General features: G+C 40.4%; 2 protein-coding genes and 1 tRNA gene. 1 reads left to right on the top strand and 2 read right to left on the bottom strand.

Annotation, left to right across the window (positions count from 1 at the left end):
• The first annotated feature begins 136 nt into the window (after positions 1-136).
• A tRNA-His gene (locus CWB78_RS18230) sits at positions 137-212 on the top strand.
• A gap of 331 nt (positions 213-543) precedes the next feature.
• Here the strand turns inward: CWB78_RS18230 and CWB78_RS18225 are convergent.
• Together CWB78_RS18225 and CWB78_RS18220 are read right to left on the bottom strand one after the other, a co-directional pair.
• Positions 544-2,085 carry a methyl-accepting chemotaxis protein gene (locus CWB78_RS18225; RefSeq protein WP_138596821.1) on the bottom strand — a complete coding sequence of 514 codons (1,542 nt, stop codon included), beginning with the start codon at positions 2,083-2,085 and terminating at the stop codon, positions 544-546.
• Between the two features lie 472 nt (positions 2,086-2,557).
• The gene (locus CWB78_RS18220; protein WP_138596819.1) at positions 2,558-3,985 is read right to left on the bottom strand and encodes an NAD-dependent succinate-semialdehyde dehydrogenase; all 1,428 of its coding nucleotides are present in this window, start codon (positions 3,983-3,985) and stop codon (positions 2,558-2,560) included.
• Between the last annotated feature and the right edge of the window lie 130 nt (positions 3,986-4,115).

Below are 4,115 nucleotides of genomic sequence, written 5' to 3'. Positions count from 1 at the left end.
CGTTACCCGTTACCCGTTACCAATAAGCTTAAATATAGAATACTTATAATAAGTTTAATTTTTTTTGATTTTTTGCTTCACAAGCATGGGGATATTATGTATTATGCGCGCCACACCAAACGAGGTGTATGTAGTGGCGGTTGTAGCTCAGTTGGTAGAGCCCCGGATTGTGATTCCGGTTGTCGCGGGTTCGAGCCCCGTCAATCGCCCCATTATTTTCTAAGTCCTCTCAGTAATATCCAAAGTTAATTTTTTAGTTATCTCTAGTTTTCATAAAGCCAAACATAAAATAAAAAAATACGCTCTTATCTGTAGCCGCCGGTTTCCCCAGCGTTGATTTATATCGTTATTTGGTGCTTTTGATAAAAGCCTGATGCGATATGAAGTCACTGCTAAATAAATATTACAAATAATACCAGTAGTAGCAGGTTTTCCCCGCACCACACAGCCCGTTGCCCGTATTTGACGCTTTAGGCGCGCTGAGAACATGTTATATTCTCAGCGCCTCATACACTTGGGTATTTGCTGCCCTTGCTCAAATTGTTAACCTACTTTAAAAGAAAGACCTAGTGACGCTAATGCTTTAGAGTGTTTTTCAATCGCATCAGACTCTGCAGCTACACTGTGCGCTTGGGCTAAGTTTTCTGAAGACGCACTACTAATATTTGAAATATTACGGCTAATTTCTTGCGATACCATGCTTTGTTCTTCCGCAGCGGTTGATATTTGCGTTGCTAAATCAGAAATATCAGTAATTGCAGCATATACTTTTGAGACGATATCTTGGCTATTGCGGGTTTCTTTAACACAGCTCTCTGCCGCATTCTTACCAGCTTCCATTGTTTTTGACCAGTTGAGTAACGTAGACTGCATTTCAGATATAGAAACTTGAATTTGCTCTGTAGCGGTATGCGTTCTACTTGAGAGTGCTCGCACTTCATCAGCAACAACCGAGAACCCTCTACCATGCTCACCGGCACGCGCAGCTTCTATAGCCGCATTAAGTGCAAGTAAATTTGTTTGATCGGCAATCCCTTGTATCTCTTGCATTATGCCACCAATTTTTTCAGCCTCTGTTGCTAGCTCGCTCGCTGAACTTGCCGAGTTATCCACCTCGTTGGCGAGTAACGATACTTCACGCATGGTGCCTGACATCGCTTGCGTTGCGCTTTCGCAGTCTTGGTGAGCTTGTTGCACTCGTTGGTTAGTTACTAAAGTATTTTTTGCTACTTCATCAATTGAATGCACCATTTCCTCAACGGCAGACGACACTTGATGTAATTCAGACGCTTCTTTTTCAACACCGGCCTGCGCAGCTTCAGCACAAGTTTTAAGAGAGTCAGCACCTTTACTCAGGCTTAAAGTACCATCAATAATACGGCCAACAATGGTCGTTACTTTACCCTCAAGTAATTTAATCTGAAAATCACTATAGCTGAGGCTGTCGCTACCAGAATAAATATGCCGAGATACGCTATCTGGACCTGCTTTGGTTTTTTTGATTGTGCTTTGCGAACGAATTAACTCTTCATAAAAAATAACAAAAGGCAGAGGAACAAACAGTAAACATAACCAGAACATATAACTTGTTAACCAAGCAATTAAAGCTGCACAGCCAATAAATAGAGGAAGTTTAAATGCGGCTAATTTTTCACTTAAAGGGACAATTGATTGACCGTTGTTTAAACGTTGGTAAAGCTTTTCTGCGCGGTTTTTATATTCTGGAAGGAGTTGTTGGCGGACTGATTGATAACCTACTTTTTTACCGTTTTCGTAAATAGGGGTAACAAATGCATCAACCCAGTAATAACGCCCATCTTTACATCTATTTTTTACAGCTCCTCGCCATGCGGTATCACTTTTTAAATTAGACCACATATCACCAAATGCCGCAGGTGGCATGTCTGGGTGGCGAACCATGTTATGGTTTTTCCCTTTTAACTCATTAATGGTATACCCTGAAACTTTACAAAAGCTATCATTTGCATAGGTGATAACCCCTCGTAAATCTGTTGTAGAAACTAACTCTTCGTCAATGCCAAACGAAACTTCCTGGTCTACCGTTGCTTGATTTCTTCTACTCATAGTGGGTGCTTCATTATTTTTTAATGGATGAATTTGCGGAATGTTAATTTATAAGTGTATAAAACACAATTATACATTTTTACTATATGTTAATAGTATTGAAACTACTGAAACTTTATTCTACTCATTCACGCACCAAAAATATACATTTAAAAACATGCAGTTACAAATATTCACGCGAATTAAAAAGAATTACTCTTTCATAAAAGCCTACTTTTAAAAAGGATATAAGCAGAATAGCATCTAACTAAGAATAGTTTAGACCTACAAGGAGGAAGTAGCCAAAAACCTCTCCTTAAAAAAGGGCAAAAAAATGCCACCAAAATGGTGGCATTTACACACGGGGGTATTTCTACTTATAGAAATTTTTTACTTTTTGTTTACTTAAACATTTTTTAAAAAGGTAGCATTTACACCCATTTCAAGCAACTTAAAACGCTAAACGGTTAACTCATCGGAACAGTCTAGAGAGTCAAACCCTAATACATACGTACTTTTCTTCTAGGTATTCATCTAAACCTTGGTGACCCCCCTCTCTTCCAAGACCTGATTGTTTTACCCCACCGAACGGTGCTACAGGGTTTGATATAACCCCCTCATTTACACCTACCATGCCAAACTCTAACCCTTCGCTTATACGATAGATTTGTTTAATGTTTTGGCTATAAAAATACGCAGCTAATCCATAAGGAACGTCATTAGCAAGCGCAAGGGCTTCGCTTTCTTCATCAAATGGGATCACCGTTAATACAGGGCCAAAAACTTCTTCATGATAAATATCCATTTGTGTAGTGACATTAGTAACTATTAATGGGTTTTGAAAGCTGCCACCTAAGTTACTGTTATCTCCAATTAGCGTAGCGCCTTTATCAAGAGCGTCTTTAATCAGTTGTTGCACTTTCTCTTTTGCTTTGGGATAAATAAGCGGGCCTATATCGGCATTTTCATCAAAACCGTTTGCAACGTTGAGCGCAGCGACTTTGGGTGTAATTTTTTCAAGCACTTCATTTAATATACTGCGCTGGATGAAGATACGGTTTGCCGCTACACACGCTTGGCCACTATTTCTAAATTTAGCTGCCATTAGGCCATCAATAGCGTCATCAATATCGGCATTATCAAAAATAATGAACGGCGCATTGCCACCTAATTCCATTGATGTTTTTTTAATTGTCTGTGCACACTGTGATAGTAACTGCTTACCTACACCTGTAGAGCCAGTAAAGGTAAACTTACGTACCACCTCTGAGTCAGTCAACATTTTACCAACGTCTTTAGCGTTTTGTGATACCAACACATTAAATGCGCCTTTCACAAAGCCAGCCTGATCAGCTAAATACGCTAAAGCAATAGCACATAGTGGTGTATGTTCAGAAGGTTTTAAAATGAAACTACAGCCAGCAGCATAAGCAGGGGCTACTTTTCGAGTTACCATAGCCACAGGAAAGTTCCATGGTGTTATACCGGCAACCACGCCAATAGGTTGTTTATAACTGGTTAAGCGATGCTGATTGTCGGTTGCAGGGATCACATCCCCATAGCTACGCTTAGCTTGCTCAGCAAACCACTTAATAAAGCCGGCGCCATAATCTATTTCACCGAGAGATTCTTTAAGCGGCTTACCCTGCTCTTTGGTCATAAGTGTAGCTAGCGTTTGTTTATGTTTAATCACCAACTCATACCAGCGCATCAGAGTTTCACTTCGCTCGGTTGCATTGGTTGCTTTTAATTTTACAAACGCGCCTTTTGCCGCATTAATAGCTATATTTACACCTTGCTCGTCAATATCGCTTACTTCAACAATACTTTGTTCGGTGGCGGGATCATTAACACTAAAGCGTGTGCTGGTTTGATAAAATTCACCGTTTATAAACGAGTCTGAAAAAATAAGATCACTCAAAATACACCTCCGAAATGGGTTTTGGGCCTCGAGCCTCGAGCCTCGAGCCTCGAGCCTCGAGCTTCGGGCTTCGGGCTTCGGGCTTCGGGCTTCGGGCTTCGATATATTAAAAAGCCTTGTGGTTAACGCG

The sequence above is a fragment of the Pseudoalteromonas sp. S1612 genome (assembly GCF_005887175.1).
GTDB lineage: Bacteria > Pseudomonadota > Gammaproteobacteria > Enterobacterales > Alteromonadaceae > Pseudoalteromonas > Pseudoalteromonas undina.
The sequence above is the reverse complement of the archived record's forward strand: the minus strand, read 5'-3'. Positions and strand labels throughout refer to the sequence as shown.